15 protein-coding genes are annotated in these 18656 nt (G+C 71.7%); 11 read left to right on the plus strand and 4 right to left on the minus strand.

From position 1 onward, the window contains the following. The first annotated feature begins 210 nt into the window (after positions 1-210). The 3 genes from OG570_RS18600 (at position 211) to OG570_RS18610 (ending at position 2260) form a co-directional block, all read left to right on the plus strand. Positions 211-783 carry a papain-like cysteine protease family protein gene (locus OG570_RS18600; RefSeq protein ID WP_326957958.1) on the plus strand — a complete coding sequence of 191 codons (573 nt, stop codon included), beginning with the start codon at positions 211-213 and terminating at the stop codon, positions 781-783. Then, positions 780-1547 (plus strand): hypothetical protein, encoded by a 768-nt coding sequence (locus tag OG570_RS18605; protein ID WP_326944292.1) that lies wholly within the window; start codon positions 780-782, stop codon positions 1545-1547. The genes OG570_RS18600 and OG570_RS18605 overlap by 4 nt, the downstream gene beginning before the upstream one ends. 71 nt (positions 1548-1618) lie before the next feature. Beyond that, positions 1619-2260 (plus strand): dTMP kinase, encoded by a 642-nt coding sequence (locus OG570_RS18610; protein ID WP_326957961.1) that lies wholly within the window; start codon positions 1619-1621, stop codon positions 2258-2260. Here the strand turns inward: OG570_RS18610 and solA are convergent. The 3 genes from solA to OG570_RS18625 form a co-directional block, all read right to left on the minus strand. Beyond that, positions 2257-3384 (minus strand): N-methyl-L-tryptophan oxidase, encoded by a 1128-nt coding sequence (gene solA / locus OG570_RS18615; RefSeq protein ID WP_326957964.1) that lies wholly within the window; start codon positions 3382-3384, stop codon positions 2257-2259. The genes OG570_RS18610 and solA overlap by 4 nt on opposite strands. Continuing rightward, positions 3381-5570 carry an FAD-dependent oxidoreductase gene (locus tag OG570_RS18620; protein WP_326957966.1) on the minus strand — a complete coding sequence of 730 codons (2190 nt, stop codon included), beginning with the start codon at positions 5568-5570 and terminating at the stop codon, positions 3381-3383. Before OG570_RS18620 ends, solA begins: the two co-directional genes overlap by 4 nt. A gap of 63 nt (positions 5571-5633) precedes the next feature. Beyond that, positions 5634-6107 carry a hypothetical protein gene (locus tag OG570_RS18625; RefSeq protein WP_326944288.1) on the minus strand — a complete coding sequence of 158 codons (474 nt, stop codon included), beginning with the start codon at positions 6105-6107 and terminating at the stop codon, positions 5634-5636. A 64-nt stretch (positions 6108-6171) separates the two neighbouring features. On the opposite strand from OG570_RS18625, the gene OG570_RS18630 reads away from it, so the two are divergent. Then, the gene (locus tag OG570_RS18630) at positions 6172-7143 is read left to right on the plus strand and encodes a helix-turn-helix transcriptional regulator (RefSeq protein ID WP_326957968.1); all 972 of its coding nucleotides are present in this window, start codon (positions 6172-6174) and stop codon (positions 7141-7143) included. On the opposite strand, the gene OG570_RS18635 is transcribed toward OG570_RS18630, so the two are convergent. Further along, positions 7140-7925: an IclR family transcriptional regulator gene (locus OG570_RS18635; RefSeq protein ID WP_326944286.1), complete on the minus strand. Its 786-nt coding sequence runs from the start codon at positions 7923-7925 to the stop codon at positions 7140-7142. The two genes, OG570_RS18630 and OG570_RS18635, sit on opposite strands and share 4 nt — an antisense overlap. Positions 7926-8089: 164 nt before the next feature. On the opposite strand from OG570_RS18635, the gene OG570_RS18640 reads away from it, so the two are divergent. From OG570_RS18640 to secA, 7 genes are all read left to right on the plus strand, one after another. Next, positions 8090-8407, plus strand: coding sequence for a bifunctional 3-phenylpropionate/cinnamic acid dioxygenase ferredoxin subunit (locus OG570_RS18640; RefSeq protein ID WP_326944285.1), 318 nt, complete (start codon positions 8090-8092; stop codon positions 8405-8407). Between the two features lie 182 nt (positions 8408-8589). Next, positions 8590-9267 (plus strand): MtrAB system response regulator MtrA, encoded by a 678-nt coding sequence (mtrA, locus tag OG570_RS18645; RefSeq protein ID WP_005150760.1) that lies wholly within the window; start codon positions 8590-8592, stop codon positions 9265-9267. 7 nt (positions 9268-9274) lie between these two features. Next, complete coding sequence (gene mtrB, locus OG570_RS18650; protein ID WP_326944284.1) at positions 9275-10999, plus strand: MtrAB system histidine kinase MtrB; 1725 nt, start codon at positions 9275-9277, stop codon at positions 10997-10999. Then, positions 10996-12708 (plus strand): LpqB family beta-propeller domain-containing protein, encoded by a 1713-nt coding sequence (locus OG570_RS18655; RefSeq protein WP_326944283.1) that lies wholly within the window; start codon positions 10996-10998, stop codon positions 12706-12708. The genes mtrB and OG570_RS18655 overlap by 4 nt, the downstream gene beginning before the upstream one ends. A 970-nt stretch (positions 12709-13678) precedes the next feature. Then, positions 13679-13930, plus strand: a complete 252-nt coding sequence (locus OG570_RS18660; protein WP_326957970.1) for a hypothetical protein — start codon at positions 13679-13681, stop codon at positions 13928-13930. A 926-nt stretch (positions 13931-14856) separates the two neighbouring features. Then, entirely contained in the window at positions 14857-15546 is a 690-nt protein-coding gene (gene hpf / locus OG570_RS18665) for a ribosome hibernation-promoting factor, HPF/YfiA family (protein WP_326944281.1), read from the plus strand. A 206-nt stretch (positions 15547-15752) separates the two neighbouring features. Continuing rightward, positions 15753-18638 (plus strand): preprotein translocase subunit SecA, encoded by a 2886-nt coding sequence (gene secA, locus OG570_RS18670; RefSeq protein WP_326944280.1) that lies wholly within the window; start codon positions 15753-15755, stop codon positions 18636-18638. Positions 18639-18656: the final 18 nt, after the last annotated feature.

An 18656-nucleotide genomic window follows, 5' to 3' on the forward strand; every position in this document is an offset into this window, starting at 1 on the left:
GTGAACACCGCGGAACGTTCACGTTAGCAGCGTAGAGTGGGCGTGCCGACCCCCGTTCAGGGTGGTTGGCCACGTGATGGTGACTGTTCCGCGTTCCGGCTACCCCCCGGAACGGTCCGTTCCTCCAGATGGCGTTCTTGCTCCGGGTGATGGCGTTGTTCACCGTGGTGACCACCGCTGGTTCGCCCACGTTCGAGCAGGAGGCCGTCCGTGCTGGTGAAGTCGAGCAGAGTCCACACCGCACTGGCGGTGAGCCTGGCGCTGTGCCTGGTCGTGCCGGCCACCGCCGCCGCGTCCGGCACGCCGTCGAGCGTCCGGAACCAGATCTCGATGCAGGCGCAGCAGCGGACCCAGTGGTGCTGGGCGGCGTCGGGCAACACCATCGCGGCCTACCACGGCGTCACCGTCAGCCAGACGCGCTTCTGCCAGCTGGCGCACAACACGACAGGGACCGACTGCGCGAACCTGCCGGGCACGCTCGCCGACCCGCAACGCGCCTTCGCCCGGCTCGGGTTCACCTCGCCCGGCCGCTACCTCGACAGCCGCATCCCCTACGCCTCGATCCGGACGCAGACCGCCGCGAACCGGCCGGTCGAGACCCGGGTCGGCTACCGCTCGGGCGGCGGCCACACGCACGTCCTCTACGGCTACGACACCAGCGGCGACTGGGTGTACTGGGGTGATCCGGGGCCGGCCAAGCGCTACAACTGGTCGACCTACGGGTACTACACGCAGAATTCGTCCTTCACCTGGACGCACACGCTCACGGGGATCACCCGATGAGCAGGCGGGCGCTGGTGCTCGCCGTGCTGACCGGCGCGGCGCTGCTGATGACGGCACCGGTGTCAGGCGCGGCCCAGGCCGCCGGCATCAGCAGCGCCGACGCCGCGGCGGCCCGGAGCGCGGCCGCCGCGCCCGGGCTCCAGGACACCCTGGTCCGGTTCTTCGCCCAAGCGCCCGGCGCGTCGGCCGCGCCGGTCTCGGTGCGGATCGCGCCGGACGCCTACCCGGTCTACGACCTGTCCCCGGACTTCGTCGTCGGCACGCCGGGCGCGGCACCGGGCGCGTTCTCCTACTTCGCCGTGCCCGTCCAGGCTTCCGACGGCCGGACCGCGACGCTCTGGTCGGTCCGCGGTGACGACGGCGCGTGGCAGGTCGGCAACATCGCTTCGGGCGACGTCGAGACGTCCTTCGCCCGCAAGCTGCCCGCCGGCGCCCAGCTGCTGCACGAACCGCAGGTCGACGCCTGGTACGCGGTCGGCGACGGCCGCGTCACGCCGCTCGCCGGCGGTGCCGCGCTGAGCCTCGCCGACTACCAGCGGGCGGTCGGGGCGAAGTACGCGGACAAGCTGCCCGGCTCGGCCTACGACCGCGACGGCGAGGCCGGCGGCTACGGCGCCACGGGCTCGGTGATGCCCCGCGGCGACGGCGGCCCGGCACCGTCCAGCAACGACACCGGCTGGGTCCCGCTGCTGATCCTGGCCGGCGTCCTCCTGGTCAGCGGCGCGGGTTACTACGTGCTGCACCTGCGGCGGACGACCGCCTAGTCGTACCGGCGGGCTCGGCGTCGATCCCCTTCCACCGAGCCCGCCGGTCCACCACCGTTACTGTGACGCCCATGGGGCGACTGGTGGTCATCGAAGGACTCGACGGCGCGGGCAAGCGCACGCTGACCGAGGGGTTGACGAACGCGTTGCGCGCCAAGGGCGCGAGCGTCGCGAAGCTGGCTTTCCCGCGGTACGGCGAGAGCGTGCACGCGGACCTCGTCAAGGAGGCGCTGCACCGCGGGCACGGCGACCTCGCCGACTCGGTGTACGGCATGGCCGTGCTCTACGCGCTGGACCGCAGCGGTGCCGCGGACGAGATCCGCGCCCTGCGTGACGCGCACGACGTCGTCCTGCTCGACCGGTACGTCGCTTCGAACGCCGCGTACGCGGCCGCGCGCCTGGGGCAGGACGCGGCCGGCGAGGTCGTGAAGTGGGTGTGGGAGCTGGAGGTCGACCGCTTCGGCCTGCCGCACCCGGACGCGCACCTGCTGCTGCGGGTCGCCGCGTCGGTCGCGGCGGAGCGCGCCGAACGCCGAGCGGCGGCCGAGACCGACCGCGAGCGCGATGCCTTCGAGACCGACGACGGCCTCCAGCGGCGCTGCGCGGCGGTGTACGACGAGCTGGCCGCCGCGGGCTGGTTCTCACCGTGGCACGTCCTGGACGGCGTCGCGGGCGTCGACCTCGAAGCCCTCGCCGCGACCCTGCTCGGCTAAAGCAGGCGCGCCGGGTCGAACTGGGCGATCGGGTGCGCGGTCGTCCCGTCGACGACCAGGTCCGCGACGATCTCGCCGACCACCGGCGCGAACTTGAAGCCGTGGCCGGAGAAGCCGCACGCCAGCAGCACCCGCTCCTCGGCCGGGTGCGGGGCCAGCACGAAGCTCTCGTCGGCGGTGTCGGTGTACATGCACGTCACCGCGCGGAGGAACGCGCCGGGCAGCGTCGGCAGGTGGCGCTTGACGACCGTGGCGATCTCGTGGACCTCGGCGTCGGTCACCGTCCGGTCGAGGCCGTCGGGTGTGCACGGCCGGCCGCCGCTGTGGAACGCGACCTTCACGCCGTCGCCCGCCGCGTTGTGCGCGGGGAAGCCGTAGAACGTGTAGCCGTCGCCTTCCCAGATGTAGACCGGGTGCCGGCGGAACGGCTCGACTCCACCCGACGGCGCGAACCAGAACTGCACCTGCCGCCGCACGGTGAACGCGACGCCGAGGTCGCGCAGCAGCTCGCCGGCCCACGCGCCGGGGCACAGCACCAGCCGGTCGGCCGTGTAGTAGTTGTGCGACGTCCCGACGCGCACGCCGCCGGCCGTGGTGCTCCAGGTGAACACCTTCTCCTCGTGGTGCAGTTCGGCGCCGCACCGCGCGGCGAGCTGCAGGTGCGCGGCGACGCTGCCCTCGGGTGACACCAGCCCGGCACCCGGTTCGTACAGCGCGACCTCGTCCGGCGTCGGCGACGTCGTCGGGTACCGGCGGCGCAGCTCGCGAGCGTCGAGCAGTTCGTGCGGCACACCGAACGCTTCCGCCGACGCGACGCTTCCGGTGATCGTCCGCGACGCCGCCGTGCCGACCATCAGCCCGCCGCAGCGGGTGAACAGCCGGCGTCCGCTGTCGCGCTCGAGGCCGTCCCACAGTTCGTGGGCCCGCAGCAGGAGCGGGACGTACTCGGGGCCTTCGAGGTAGGCCTGGCGCGTGATCCGCGAACCGCCGTGGCTCGACCCGAGGTGGTGCACCGGCGCGAACTGGTCGAGGCCGAGCACCCGTTGCCCACGTTGCGCCAGCCGGTACGCGGCGGCGCTGCCCATGCCGCCGAGGCCGAGCACGATCACGTCGTAGTGCGTCATGTGACCCTCCCGGGAACGCGCGTGCCGAAGTACTCGATCTCCACCCGCGTCCCCGGCACGCTGTACTCCACCGGAAGCCAGGCGTAGGCGATCGTTTCGTCCCCGCTGGTGACGTACCCGGCCGCGCGGCCCTCGACGTACACCGGCTCCTTGCCCAGCACGACGCCGTCGACGCGCAACCGGGTCAGCCGGCGGCTCACGGTGGCTTCGGACCGGCCGGCGAGCGCGTCACGGCCGAGGAAGTAGCCCTTGTCCAGCCGGACGGCGGACCCGAGCCCGGCCTCGTACGGATCGTGCTCGGTGGTGACGTCGACGCCCGGCACGCGCACCCCGGCCGCCAGCCGCAGGCTGGTGTACGCCTGGTGCCCGGCGGCGACGATCCCGCGTGCCCGCAGGGTGTCCCACAGCCGGCGGCCCACATCCGCCGTGGCGTGCAGTTCCCAGCCGGGAACGCCCACAGTGGACAGTCGCAACGCGACGACCGGGACGTCGTCCACGTAGGTCTCCTCGGCCGAGCAGTCCGTTGTGGACAGTTCGGGTAGGACGTCGTCGGCGTGCGGCCCCCAGACGCCGACGCAGCAGGTGCCGGGCGTGGTCTCGTGGAGCTGCACGGCGCCGTCGCCCGGCAGGTGGCGCCGCAGCCAGTCGAAGTCCGCCCGGCCGGTGGCGCCGACGTGGAACCGCTCGTCGCCGAGCCGGGCCACGGTCACCTGGCCGCGCACTCCGCCGTCCTCGCTCAGCAGCAGCGTGCGGGTGACCGAGCCCGGCGGCCCGGCCAGGTCGCCGGTCGTCATGGCCTGCAGGAACGGCAGCGCGCCCGGGCCGGTGACCGCCAGCCGCGGCCCGGCGGTCAGGTCGAACATCGCGACGCGCTCGCGAGCCGCGAGCGCCTCCGCGCTCCCGATCGGCGACCAGTGCCGCGCGGCCCAGCCGGTGCGCGCCGAGACGCCGGGCAGGTCCGCGTTGGCCTGGTACCACTGCGGCCGCGCCCACCCGCCGGACGGCAGGAAGTGCGCGCCCAGCTCGGTTTGCCGCTCGGCGAAGGGACTGCTGCGCAGCAGCGCTTCCCGGGGATCCAGCGGGTGCACGATCTCGTGGACCTCGGCGAACCGGCGGCCCCGCACCGAAACGCGGTCGAAGCGGGCCAGGTCGCAGCCGTGGACGGCCAGCGCCGGCTGCCCGTCGACCAGCCAGCGCGCCAGCTCGCGCGCGACCCCGGCGGAGTGCTCGTCCCGGACGGCCTCGGCCACCCAGAAGCCTTCGAGGTCCGGGTGCTCGCCCAGCAGCGGCAGCCCGTCCGGCGTGCCCGGGAGCGTCACGGTGGAGACGGTCTCGGCCTTGGCGTCGCGGAGTGCGGGCAGCAGCGCGGCCGCCGCCTCCCACGCCGCGTCGAAGTCGTCCGAATCGACGTCGAGCGCGCCGACGCCGAGCCGGTCGACGTGCTCGCGGACGTAGAGCGCGCGGTCGTGGTGGCGCAGCACGGGTTTGCCCGCCTGCGCGTGGTCGTCGTTGTGCCCGGCCAGTTCCGCCAGCGGCGACGTCCGCGCGTACCGGTGCGGCAGCGGCACGTGCGGCACCGCCAGGCCGACGAGCGCGCCGGCGCCGGCGCACGACACGACGACGTCGGCGCGCAGCCGCCCGGAAGCCGTGACGACGCCGGTGACGCGCCCGCCGGCGCGGTCGATCGCCACGACGTCGTCGTCGAGGAACTTCGCGCCCCGCCCGGCGGCCCGCCGGGCCTGGGCTTCGGCCGCGTGCCCGGCGTGCAGGAGGCCGTCGCCGGGGACGTGGAACCCGCCCAGGACCCGGGTTTCGTCGAGGAGCGGGTGCAGGTCGGCGCACTCGTGGGGCGCGCGCAGGAAGCCGCGCACGCCCCACGACGTCGCCCAGCCGCGCCGCCGCTTCAGGTCCGCGAGCCGCTCGGGCGTCGTCGCGAGCTCCAGGCTGCCCACCGGGTTGAAGCACCACCGGCCGTCGAGCGTGAGGCCGCTGCACTTCGCGACGGTGTACTTCGCGAACTCCGTCAGCGTGCGGTCCGCGTCGGTGCGGAACACGAGCCCGGGGGTGTCGGGCCGCTCGCCGCCGCCCAGCACCGTGACGTCGGTCCAGCCGCGTTCGGTCAGCTCGTCGGCGAGCGCGCAGGCGACGAGGCCGGCGCCGATGACCACCACCCGGGGCTGTGCCATCGCGGGATCCCTCCGGGCAAAGTTGCGTCTTCGGCAACAACGTGCGTCATGCGCGACTTGCTGTCAAGCGCCCGAAAAGGTGCCGGTTCCGGCCCGGGTGAACTCCATGACCCAGTTGGATTCCCAGGTCTTCCCGCCGTCGGCCGAGAACTCCTGCTCCCACCGCGGCGACGGCCCCGCGGTGCCCGACCAGAGGTAGTGCGCCTTGATCGGCCGGCCCTCGTGGACGTCGTCGCCGTAGAAGTCGCCGCGGCCGTCGGCGAAGGTGCCGACGACCGGCGGCTGGAGGACCCCGGTGCGGTCGTTGGCCCAGTAGATCGACCACTCCTTCCGCTCGACGTCGAACAGACGCAGCGTGAACCCGCGGAAGCCGCGGGCGGGGAAGCGGATCTCCTCGGTGTTGCCGCCGCCCTCGAAGAGGGTTCGGCAGGTGGTGGTGCCGGGGTAGACGTCCCAGTCGTCGCTGCCGGCGAAGATCGTCTTGAGCCGCCGGCTGACGACGGTCCAGGAGCCGTGGAGGAAGTCGAAGTCGTTCATGACGGCGATCCTGGGGCGCCACCACTGACACCTTCTGTCAGTGGTGGCTGGCAGACTCCGGCGGGTGCGAGCGAGCCGGCTGGTGTCCCTGCTCCTGCTGCTGCAGAACCGCGGCCGGATGAGCGCGTCGCGCCTGGCCGCCGAGCTGGGCGTGACCGCCCGGACCGTCTACCGCGACGTCGAGGCCCTGGCCGCGGCGGGCGTGCCGATCTACGCCGAGCCCGGCCCGAGCGGCGGCTACCAGCTGATGGACGGCTACCGCACCCGGCTGACCGGCCTGACCGCCGACGAGGCCGGGTCGCTGTTCCTCACCGGGCTGCCGCAGCCCGCCGCCGAGCTGGGCCTGGGCGCCCAGGTGGCCGCGGCCGAGCTGAAGCTGACGGCGGCGCTGCCGACGCCGTACCGGGACGCCTCGACGCGCATCCGGCAGCGGTTCCACCTCGACGCGCCCGGCTGGTACCGCGAAGCGGACCCGGTGCCGCAGCTGCTCGCCGCCGCGGAAGCCCTGTGGCGGGACCAGGTCGTCGAGGTCCGCTACCGCCGCTGGTCACCGCGCCCCGGCGTCGTGACGCGGCGGCTGCACCCGCTCGGCCTGGTCCTCAAGGCCGGCGTCTGGTACCTCGTCGCGGCCGGGCGGTCGGAGCCGCGCACCTACCGCGTCACGAACATCGTGGCCCTGACGCCGCTCGACGAGCAGGTCATCCGGCCCGACGCCTTCGACCTCGCGGAGTTCTGGCGGGCGCACGTCGAGCGGTACGAAGCGGCGGACATCGACGAGACGGCCGTCGTCCGCCTCTCGCCGGCGGGCATCGCGGCCCTGCCGGACATCCTCGGCCCGAAGGCGGCCCGGCTCGTCTCGCACACGCTCGAACCCGCGGACGCCGAGGGCTGGCGGCGCGCGACCGTCCCGCTGGAGAGCGTCCCGCACGCCGCCGCCGGACTGCTGCGGCTCGGCGCGGACGCGCAGGTCCTCGCACCCGCGGAACTGGTGGCGCACATGGGAAGGACGATCCGGGCGATGGCCCGGCTCTACTAGTCCCGGAAGTAACCCAGCTGCGCGGACAGGTCGTCCGCCGCCTCGGCCATCGGCCGCACGATCTGCTTCACCCGCTGCTTCGAGAGCCGGTACGACGGGCCAGACGCGCTCATCGCGGCGACGACGTCCCCGCCCGGGCCGTGGATCGGCACCGCGACCGCGTGCATGCCGAGCTCGAACTCTTCGTAGCAGGCCGCGTAACCGTCCTCGAGGATCCGTTCCAGCTCGGTCATCAGCTCGTCCGGCTCGACGGTCGTGCGCGGCGTGTACTGCTCCAGCTTCCGCTTCAGCACCCGCTTGCGCTCGGCTTCGGCCATGTACGCCAAGAGGATCTTGCCGCTGGAGGTCGCGTGCAACGGCGTCCGCTGGCCGGTCCAGTTCTGCGTGGTGATCGCCGCGGCGCCGCGAGCCTGGCTGATGTTGATCGCGACGCCGTCGTCGGCGATGGCGATGTTCACGGTCTCGCCGAGCTCCTCGGCGAGGCTCAGGCAGCTGGTGCGGCCGAGCTTCGCCAGGTCCATCCGCCCGGTCGCGGCGCCCGCCAGCCGCACGATGCCGAAGCCGATCGCGTACTTCCCGCGTTCGCCGAGCTGCTCGACCAGGCCTCTCGACTCCAGGACGCTGAGCAGGCGCGACGCCGTCGACTTGTGCACGCCCAGCTCGCCCGCGATCTCCGTGATGCCGGTTTCGCCGTTGCGGGCGAGCAGCTCCAGCACGCTGATCGCCCGGTCGACCGACTGCACCTGGCTCTGAGTTGCGTTGCCCGAGTCCTGGTTCCGCATAGCGCAACACTATCCGTTTTGCGCACTCCCTATCGGCTGAGTGGGCGAATCTCTTGACGCGACCGCCCGCCGGACCGGATTGTTGCGCAAGAAGCGCAGCGTCGCGCAATGCGCAACTTTCACGAACCGTCCCGGCATCCCGCCAGTCGTTTCCGGAGGCCCTGATGATCCGCGCCTGCGCCGTCACCGACCTGCCCGAGGGCGAAGCCCGCCGCCTCGACGGGCCCGTCCCGATCGCGGTGTTCCACACCGAAGCCGGCTTCTTCGCCGTCGACGACACCTGCACCCACCAGGACGCATCCCTGGCCGACGGCTGGCTGGAGGGCTGTTTCGTCGAGTGCCCGCTGCACGCCGCCCGGTTCGACCTGCGCACCGGCGCGCCCACCTGCCTGCCGGCCAAGAAGGCCGTGCGGACGCACCGCGTGGTCGTCGAGGACGGCGTCGTCTTCGTCGACGCGCCGGTCCCGGCCGTCACCCCCTGAGCCGCCCCTTCCCGCAGGTCCGTGAAGGTCACCTTGAGGGACCCGGAGTCCCTGAAGGCGGCCTTCACGGACCGTCCAGGGGCACCCGGATGGAGCAGGGACCCGTGCCGATCTTGATCTTTCTGGTGGTCAAACACGCGGGTCGCGCGTACGGGCGTCGGAACTAGTGCGAATATGTGGTCATGAAGGCACGTGTTCTCGTGGTCGACGACGACCCTGCACTCGCGGAGATGCTCACCATCGTGCTCCGTGGGGAGGGGTTCGACACGGCGGTGGTCGCCGACGGCTCACGCGCGCTTCCCGCGCTGCGTGAACTAAAGCCCGACCTCGTCCTGCTCGACCTGATGCTGCCCGGGATGAACGGGATCGACGTCTGCAAGGCGATCCGCGCCGAGTCCGGGGTCCCGATCGTCATGCTCACCGCCAAGAGCGACACGGTCGACATCGTCCTCGGCCTGGAGTCCGGCGCCGACGACTACGTCGTCAAGCCGTTCAAGCCGAAGGAGCTGGTCGCCCGGGTCCGCGCGCGGATGCGCCGCACCGAGGCCGAACCGGCGGAGTCGCTCACGATCGGCGACCTGGCGATCGACGTGCCCGGCCACGAGGTCACGCGCGAGGGCAAGGCCATCCCGCTGACCCCGCTGGAGTTCGACCTGCTGGTGGCGCTGGCCCGCAAGCCGCGCCAGGTGTTCACCCGCGAGGTGCTGCTCGAGCAGGTCTGGGGCTACCGGCACGCGGCCGACACCCGGCTGGTGAACGTGCACGTCCAGCGGCTGCGCTCCAAGGTCGAGAAGGATCCGGAACACCCCGAGGTGGTGTTGACCGTTCGCGGCGTCGGGTACAAGGCCGGCCCGCCGTGATGGCTCCATGACCGTGGAGACCGGCAGACGGCTCCCCGCGTTCGCGCGATCGACGGCACGCCTGGTGCGGCGTGTCGTCGTTTTCGCGCGCCGTCGCGCGGTCGCGTTCAACGAGCTGTGGAAGCACTCGCTCCAGTTCCGCGTGACCGTGTCGACCCTCGCGCTGTCCTCCGCCGTGGTGTTCGTGCTGGGCATGGTCCTGCAGAACCAGATCACCGAGCGGCTGCTGGACACCAAGCGCGACGCCGCCACCGCGCAGACCCGCGCGGCCGCGGAGACCGCCGCCGGTGAGCTCGTCGGCCTCGGCAGCGAGACGTCGGACGCGCTGCGCAACCGGCTCGAGAACGCGCTGAAGAAGATCGCGATCACGCCGACCAGCCAGGACGCGGCGGGCTCGGCGGCCGGCACGTTCATCCCGGTGCTCGCCAGCGGCGGCCACGACCAGTCCGGCAGCGAACCCGAGTTCGCCGGGCCGTTCGAGAACGTCCCGCCGCGGCTGCGGCAGTTCGTCGAAGCCGAGCAGACGAGCTACCTCGAGCACACCGTCCCCGACATGAACGGCGGGCGCACGACGTACCTGATCGTCGGGACGTCGCTCAAGACCGTCGCCAGCCCGCTGCAGCTGTACTTGCTGTTCCCGCTGACGACCGAGCAGAACACCGTCTCGACCGTGCAGAACACGCTGCTGGTCGGCGGCCTCGTCCTGCTGCTCCTGCTGGCCGGCATCACGAACCTGGTGGTGCGGCAGGTGGTGCGGCCGGTCCGGCAGGCCGCCGCCGCGGCGGAGCAGTTCGCCGGCGGCGACCTCGACCAGCGCGTCGCCGTGGTCGGCGAGGACGACCTGGCGAAGCTCGCCGTGTCCTACAACGGGATGGCCGCCAGCATCCAGCGCCAGATCCGCCAGCTCGAGGAGTTCGGCGGCCTCCAGCGCCGGTTCACCTCCGACGTCTCGCACGAGCTGCGGACGCCGCTGACCACCGTCCGGATGGCCGCCGACGTGCTGCACGCGTCCCGCGAGCAGTTCCCGGCCGGGCTCGCGCGCTCCACCGAGCTGCTGGTCGACGAGCTCGACCGGTTCGAGGCCCTGCTCGGCGACCTGCTGGAGATCAGCAGGCTCGACGCCGGCGTCGAGGAGCTGTCCGCGGAGTTCATCGACGTCCGCCCGATCGCCACCCGCGCGGTCGAGCAGGTGCGGGTCATCGCCGGCAACGCGGGCTCCTCGGTCGAGCTCGTGCTGCCCGACGAGGAGATCCCCGCCGACGTCGACTCGCGGCGCGTCGAGCGGATCCTGCGCAACCTGCTCGCCAACGCCGTCGACCACAGCGAGGGCCGGCCGGTGGTGCTCACCGTCGCGGCCAACGAGACCACCGTCGCCATCACCGTCCAGGACCGCGGCGTCGGCCTGCGGCCCGGCGAGGCGGACCTGGTGTTCAACCGGTTCTGGCGCGCCGACCCGTCGCGCAACCGGCGCACCGGCGGCACCGGCCTCGGCCTGGCGATCAGCCTCGAGGACGCGCGCCTGCACGGCGGCGAGCTCGACGCGTGGGGCGCACCCGGCCAGGGCGCCTGCTTCCGGTTCCGCTTCCCGCGCCACCAGGACGTGCCCATCGGCGAGTCGCCGCTGGGCCTGCCGCCGCCCGAGCGCGTCCCGGGCGAGGTGCCGCTCGGGATCATCGAGGTGACCCCGGCGCCGGAGGCGATCTTCGCCGAGCGTGAGGAAGTCGGTCAGTGAAACGCGTTCTGCTCGCAGTGTTGTGCCTGGTGCTGGTGGCGGGCTGCGCCAACGTTCCGCTCGAGTCCCAGCCCGTCGTCGTCCCGGGGGAGCGCCAGGGCCAGGGCCAGAACGCCGAGGCACCCGAGCCGCAGGCGAACATCGACGCGCTGACGCTGGTCCGCGACTTCATCGGCGCGACGCTCAAGCCCGGCCAGAACAACGGCGCCGCGCGCGCCTACCTGGACGACCAGGGGCAGGCGACCTGGCGGCCCAGCCGCAGCCTGACGATCATCCAGGACACCTTCGGCACGGTCTACGACACCGAGCCGCAGCCGGACCCGAACACGCAGGTCGTCAACGTGCGCGGGTTCGACGTCGGCACGCTGGACCAGAACAGCGCGTTCGTCCCGGACTACAGCCCGGCGCTGCTCCACGTGAAGGTGCGCAAGCAGCCGACCGGCCAGTGGCGGATCGTCGACCCGCCCGCCGACCTGTACGCGACGGAGTCCGACTTCGCCGAGAACTACACCGCGGTGCCGGTGGTCTTCTACTCGGAGTCGGCCAACACGTTCGTCCCCGACCGGCGCTACGTCGTGGCGAAACCGCAGGCCGGGCTGCCGGGCCGGGTGATGGACATGCTGGTCGCCGGCCCGTCGACGAGCCTGGCCGGCGCGGTGAAGAACCTGCTCGGCGAACCGGTGGAGATCGACACCAACGTCAAGAGCCTCGACGACGGGACGCTGGTGGTGCCCCTGACCGGGCTGACCGGCGTCAGCGACGACACCCGCATCCTGATCGCCGCGCAGATCGTGCTTTCGCTGCAGTACGTGACGTCGGCGCGGATCCGGATCCTCGCCGACGGCGCCCCGCTGGTGCCGAACCACCCGGACTGGCGGCTGAGCGAGCTGCCCGCGTACGGCGCGGCGCTCTCGCCGAGCCAGGACCTGCTGGGGCTGATGACGGTCGGCGGCCGCGTCCGCTCCCTCGGCGACGGCGCCCCGATCGCCGGCCCGGCAGGCAACGGCGGCTACGACGTCGTCAACGCGGCCCAGTCGACCGACGGCAAGCGCCTCGCGGTGGTGGAGCGCGCGGGCGGCGGCGTCCACCTGCGGATCGGCGACCTCGGCCGCGAGCTGCCGCAGCTCAGCGTGGCCGGCAACACCCTGAGCCGGCCGACGTGGCGCCCCGGCTCGTCCGAGGTGTGGACGGTCGTCGACCAGCAGTCGGTGGCCCGCGTCGTGCTGACCCCGAACGGCCAGTGGACCCCCCTGCTGGTGAACGCCGCCGACCTGATCCAGCAGGGCGACATCTCGGAGCTCAGGTTCTCCCGCGACGGCGCCCGGGTAGCGGCGGTGGTCAACGGCCAGCTGTGGGTGGCCTCGGTGGTCGGCTCGGGCGGCGACTCGGTCAGCCTGCGCGAGCCCCGCCACCTGCAGCCACACGACCTCCACGACGTCGTCGACGTGGACTGGCTGGCCCAGGACACCCTGGTCGCGGTCACGACGAGCGTGTCCCAGCCGGTGGTCCGCGTGACGGTGGACGGCCAGCGCATGGACGCGTTCAACAGCTCGAACCTGACACCCCAGGTCCACGGCGTAACCGCGGCCCCCGGCAGGCCGATCGTGGTAGCGGACGCGAGCGGCCTGTGGACGGCCTCGGTGCTGGGCGAGGTGTGGCGCCCCCAGAGCCATTCGGCGAAGGACGCGGACCCCTTCTACCCGGGCTGACGGTTTCAGTCGATCGGGTGATGGTTGAGGGCCCGAAACTGTCGGTGGTGGTCGCGACACTTTCCGTGTGGTCATCAACGCGCTTCTGGAACTCCTGATCCCCAGCCGCTGCGCCGCCTGCGGAGCCCGCGGCGCGCCTTGTTGCGCCCGCTGCGGGGGCGTTTGGGGCGCGGTGCGGGAGGTCGCCCGCGTGCCCACGGCGGGCGTGGTCCGGGTGTTCTCCCTGGCCAGGTATACCGGCGTCGGTAGGCGGTTGTTGATCGCGTACAAGGAGCGGGGTCGCCGGGATCTGGCCCCGGCGTTGGGGTCGGCTCTGGCGGAGGCGTTGGTCGTGTTGCCGTTGCGGGAAACCGTGGTCGGCGGGCGACCACAGGTCGCGGCTGGAGCTGTTTCCGCAGGTCAGTCGCAGCAGGCTGCTGAGAGCGCAGGAACCGTGTCCGTCGGAGGGCCACAGCCGGCCGCTCGGAGCGCCGAAACCGGTTCCCGACGCCGGCCGCCAGGCCTGCCTCCGCGCGCCGGAACCGGTTCCCCGCGATGGCTGCCGGGCCTCTCTCCGAGCGCCGGAACTGCTGCTTGCGGTCACCGGCTGCCGGATTCCGGTCGCGCCACCGGAGCCACGTCGATCGACCGGTCATCGGATCGGGCGCGGAGCGCCGGTGCACCTTTGGGGCTCCGGCCACCAGGCCTTGCCTGCGCGACCGAAGTCGCTTCCGCCCATCAGCCACCGGACCAGGCCCGGAGCGCCAGCTGCGCTTCCGAGCACTCGCCAGACATGTCCCACGAGACCGGAACCATGTCCGCCCACCGGCGCCCAGGGCCGGCCCCGAGCACCGGATCCGTCCTCGCACACCGCAAGATCTGCCTTGTCCCAGCACCCAGCCGCCCCTCCGCATCCCGGGTCCGAGGTGGCCCCCACGTCGAACTCCTGGCAGCAGCCGCGGCGAAAGTCTTGGCCACCCGCGGTTTCGAAGTGGCCGTCGCACCGGCGTTGGAACTGGCCGGGACCGCCCGCGACGCCGTCGGGCTCGGCCACGCCCAGCGCGCCGCCAACCTGGCCGGCCGGCTGCGATTCCGGGAAGCCGGCCGTCCGCCACCCGGTTTCCCGGTGGTGGTCCTGGACGACGTGGTGACCACCGGAGCCACCGCCGCCGCCTGCGTGCACGCACTGGCGGCGGAGGGCATCGCGGTCGCGGCCGTCCTCACCCTCCTCGCGGCTGGGTGACCCCCCTCCGTGGGCATAACTCTGGTGCCCACCGCCTCAAACTCCGCTACCACGCCACCCATTGCCAAGACTTCGGAGCCCGTCTGACCGAAAGCACTCAAGCCCGGCGCCACCAAATCCCGATGCTGCCAAGCCCGGCGTCGCCAGACCAGGCTCAGCGAGCCATCCAGCCGGTCCAAAAAAGATTCCCACCCGGGTGAATCCGCGACATCCGACCGCCAGCCACCGCCCAACCCCACCACCCCGCCCCCAGAACCCGACCCCAAACCAGAACGGCGGTTTCACCAGGTCACACCAGTCTCCACAAGCCCCACCGACCCCACCCGCACCACAAGATCCCCAGCCACCGAAAGCACCCGCCAAACCCAGCCCCCGCGGCCGGGTGACCCGGGTGTCACCTGGACGAGTGACTTCCGGCGGGAACGCGAGCGGCGCCGCGGCCGTTGTCCGGGCATGAGGGTGTCGATCAAAGCCACTCGGGTGCCGAACCACTCCACCGGAGTGGTGGCTGTGCCGGACAAGGCCGTCACCCTCGGCGTCCTTGCAGCTGGAGTGATGCGCCGTCCGTGTGATGCCACGGCAACCGGCGAGCGTCCGACCAGCGGGTGTTTTCTGGTGTTCACTCCCCGCTCACTGCGCGGGGTGACGGAGTCTCATTCCCCGACATCCCCCGGCTCGGGGGCTGTTGTAACGGGCGTGAGGAAGCTAACGTGCTCCGCTATCAGCAATCCCCGCAGGCAGGGAGGTGACGAGCCCATGTCCCTGGCGCCGGAGGTGCGCTGAGTCCGCGCTCGGGCATCCGGCACGAGACGTCGTGAACCGATCCGAGTTCCTTCTCAGCCCGCGATCCGGGCTTCCGTCCCCGCTACACCGGCGCCGTGTGTGAACTCAACAGCTCGCAGTCATCTCAGCGAGGGAGGTCGTGTATGGACATCGTCGTTAAGGGCCGCAACGTAGAGGTGCCCGAGCACTATCGGGCACTCGTCAGCGAAAAGCTGGCCCGCCTCGAGCGCTACGACAGGAAAGTCATCCGGTACGACGTGGAGCTGTTCCACGAACCCAACCGGCGCCAGGCCAAGAGCTGCCAGCGCGTCGAAATCACCGGAAAGGGGCGTGGCCCGGCCGTACGCGCTGAAGCGTGTGCCGCCGACTTCTACGCAGCGCTCGATTCCGCAGTCACCAAGCTGGAGAACCGGCTGCGGAGGACACACGACCGGAGGCGCGTGCACTACGGACGCAGCCGACCGGAGTCGGTCGCCGAAGCGACCTCGGTATTGCCGGGTGGTACCTCCCCGGCCGCCGCCGCCAGTCCCGCCGCGCGTACCGCGGTGTTGGACGCACCCGAGGCCGAACCGCAGCTGAACGGTTTCGCGAGTGCCGACGAGATCACCCTGCCCCAGCAGCAGAGCTGGGCCGACGACGACCTGGGCCACCAGCCCGGCCGCGTCGTCCGCGAGAAGCAGCACACCGCCGATCCGATGACGGTGGACCAGGCTCTCTACGAGATGGAACTGGTCGGCCACGATTTCTACCTCTTCAACGACTCCGACGCGGGGCGGCCCAGCGTGGTCTACCGGCGGAAAGGCTTCGACTACGGCGTGATCCGGCTCGGCTGAGCCGGCTCTGAGGAGGCCTTCGCCGATGGCCCGCACGCGCTCGCGTGCGGGCCATCCGCATGTCAGGACGTACGGCGTGTGCACACGACGCCCCGGGTTCCCTACGATGGGGTGGAACGGTGGCGCCGACCCACGGCGGCCGCCGTGGGAGAACCTGCCCGGGACCGGCCTGGGCGCGCTCATGATCAGCTAGTGAGGTCGACCGGATGGTGCTGAACCGCCTGCTCCGCGCGGGCGAGGGCAAGATGGTGAAGCGGCTGCGCAACATCGCCGATCACATCAACACCCTCGAAGACGACGTCAAGGACCTGACCGACGCCGAGCTGCGGGCCAAGACGGACGAGTTCCGCAAGCGGCACGCCGGCGGGGAGTCCCTGGACGACCTGCTGCCGGAGGCTTTCGCGGTCGCCCGCGAGGCCGCCAAGCGCGTGCTCGGCCAGCGGCACTTCGACGTCCAGCTGATGGGCGGCGCCGCCCTGCACCTGGGCCAGGTCGCCGAGATGAAGACCGGTGAGGGCAAGACCCTGACCTGTGTCCTCGCGGCGTACCTCAACGCCATCCCCGGCAAGGGCGTCCACGTCGTCACGACGAACGACTACCTGGCCAAGCGCGACTCCGAGTGGATGGGCCGCATCCACCGCTTCCTCGGTCTCGAGGTCGGCGTCATCCTGTCGGAGCAGCAGCCGGACGTCCGGCGCAACCAGTACAACGCCGACGTCACCTACGGCACGAACAACGAGTTCGGCTTCGACTACCTGCGCGACAACATGGCGTGGAGCCTGGACGACTGCGTCCAGCGCGGCCACAACTACGCCATCGTCGACGAGGTGGACTCGATCCTCATCGACGAGGCCCGGACGCCGCTGATCATCTCGGGCCCGGCGGACCAGTCGTCGCGCTGGTACGTCGAGTTCGCGCGGCTCGCCCCGCTGATGAACGGCATCGACACCACCACGATGGGGTCGCGCGAGCGGCTCGAGAAGACGAACCTGATCAACTCGAAGTACCACTACGAGGTCGACGTCCGGAAGCGCACCGTCGCCGTCACCGAAAAGGGCGTCCGGTTCGTCGAGGACCAGCTCGGCATCGAGAACCTGTACGAGGCCGCGAACACCCCGCTGGTCGGGTACCTGAACAACGCGCTGAAGGTGCAGGAGCTCTTCCACCGCGACAAGGACTACATCGTCCGCAACGGTGAGGTCGCGATCGTCGACGAGTTCACCGGCCGCGTGCTCCACGGCCGCCGCTACAACGAGGGCATGCACCAGGCGATCGAGGCCAAGGAAAAGGTCGAGATCAAGGCCGAGAACCAGACGCTCGCCACGATCACGCTGCAGAACTACTTCCGCCTCTACGGGAAGCTGTCCGGCATGACCGGTACGGCCGAGACCGAGGCCGCCGAGTTCCACCAGACCTACAAGCTGGGTGTGGTGCCGATCCCGACGAACCGCCCGATGGTCCGCGCCGACCAGCCGGACCTGATCTACAAGACCGAAGAGGCGAAGTACGAGGCGGTCGCCGAGGACATCGCCGAGCGGCACGAGAAGGGCCAGCCGGTCCTGGTCGGCACCACGAGCGTCGAGAAGTCCGAGCGGCTGTCGAAGCTGCTGGTCAAGCTGAGCGTGCCGCACGAGGTGCTGAACGCGAAGCACCACGACCGGGAGGCGCTGATCGTCGCGCGCGCCGGCCAGAAGGGCGCCGTCACGGTCGCCACGAACATGGCCGGCCGCGGTACCGACATCGTGCTGGGCGGCAACCCCGACCTGATCGCCGACCACGTGCTGCGCGAGCAGGGCCTGGACCCGGTCGAGCACTCCGAGGAGTACGAGGCCGCGTGGCCCGGCATCCTCGAGAAGGTCAAGGAAGAGTCGAAGGCCGAGGCCGAGGTGGTCCGCGACGCGGGCGGCCTGTACGTGCTGGGCACCGAGCGGCACGAGTCGCGCCGCATCGACAACCAGCTCCGCGGCCGGTCCGGCCGGCAGGGCGACCCGGGCGAGTCCCGGTTCTACCTGTCGCTCGGTGACGAGCTCATGCGCCGCTTCAACGCGACCATGGTCGAGCGCGTCATGACGACCATGCGGCTGCCCGACGACGTGCCGATCGAGCACAAGATGGTCTCCAAGGCCATCAAGAGCGCGCAGACGCAGGTCGAGCAGATCAACATGGAGCAGCGCAAGGACGTCCTCAAGTACGACGAGGTCATGAACGAGCAGCGCAAGGTGATCTACGCCGAGCGCCACCGCGTGCTCGCCGGCGAGAGCCTGCGCGACCAGATCGAAGGGATGCTCGTCGACGTCGTCAACGCCTACGTGGACGGCGCGACGGCCAACGGCTACGCCGAGGACTGGGACCACGAGAAGCTGTGGACGGCGCTGAAGACGCTGTACCCGGTCAGCCTCGACTGGGACGACCTGCTGGAGGACGGCGACCTCGACGCGAACACCCTGCGCGAGGCGCTGGTGCAGGACGCCCGCGACGCCTACGACAAGCGCGAGGCGGAGATCAACGCGCTCGTCGGCCCGGAAGGCATGCGGACCCTGGAGGGCCAGGTCATGCTGACCGTCCTCGACCGCAAGTGGCGTGAGCACCTCTACGAGATGGACTACCTCAAGCAGGGCATCGGCATGCGGGCGCTCGCGCAGCGCGACCCGCTGATCGAGTACCAGCGCGAGGGCTTCGACATGTTCCGCGCGATGCTCGACTCGCTGAAGGAGGAGGCCGTCGGCTTCCTGTTCAACCTGCAGGTCGAGCGGGCCGAAGCGCCGCCCGCCGAAGACGCCGCCGCGTTGCCGGCGGGTGTCGGCAACGGCAACGGCCAGGCCGTGCCGGAAGGCCGGCACGCGCGGCCGGCGCCGCCGCAGCCGCCGACGACCGACACCGATTCCGTCCCGGCCGCGCTGCGTGGCAAGGGCCTGGGCGGCAACAGCCAGCAGTCGGGGCTGACGCTGTCGGGCCCGGGTGAGGACGGCGAGGTCGAAGCGCACGCCGAGGAAGCGGGCGACGGCGCGGGCGGAAGCGGAGCCACCCGGCGGGACCGCCGGGCCGCCCAGCGCGACGCCGCCAAGAAGGGCAAGAAGGGCCCACGTCGCTGACGTGAGCCGCTGATGTGA

Origin of the sequence: Amycolatopsis sp. NBC_01286 (assembly GCF_035982555.1) — a bacterium.
Classification (GTDB): Bacteria; Actinomycetota; Actinomycetes; order Mycobacteriales; family Pseudonocardiaceae; genus Amycolatopsis.